1 protein-coding gene is annotated in these 520 nt (G+C 50.2%); it reads left to right on the top strand.

The window, feature by feature from the left end; translation table 11 throughout:
• Positions 1-510 (top strand): DUF1538 domain-containing protein (locus tag R7Z50_RS31015; RefSeq protein WP_318150214.1); only part of this gene is annotated, 510 nt, incomplete at its 5' end.
• Positions 511-520 lie beyond the last annotated feature (10 nt).

The following is a 520-nucleotide window of genomic DNA, read 5'->3' on the forward strand; positions in this document are numbered from 1 at the left end:
TTTGCTCGAAAGGGCAGTGTGTTTTGGTTATTGATTTTTGCGTTTTGCTTGGGGTTTGGAACCACTATCGCAGAGCCAGCATTGACTGCTGTTGCAGAAGAGGCCTCAGAGGTGGCGGCTGAAGGCGGGATGATCCCCAATTCCGAACAATCCATGACGGAGTATGGCGTTGGCCTGCGGATAACGGTGGCTTTTTCTGTTGGGATTGCGATTGTGATTGGGGTGCTGCGCATCTTAAAAGGGTGGCCAATTCATTACATGATCATCGGTGGTTATGTTGGCGTTGTGACTCTCACTTGGTTTGCGCCAGAGTCGATCATCGGCGTTGCTTACGACTCGGGTGGCGTGACCACGTCAACGATTACCGTCCCTTTGGTGACGGCATTAGGTGTGGGGTTAGCTTCGGCCATTAAAGGGCGTAACCCTATGGTGGATGGTTTTGGGTTGATTGCGTTTGCCTCTTTACTGCCAATGATGTTTGTCATGATTTATGGGATGGCCGTTACATGATTTCATTCGA

The sequence above is a fragment of the Vibrio sp. 1249-1 genome, from assembly GCF_033340495.1.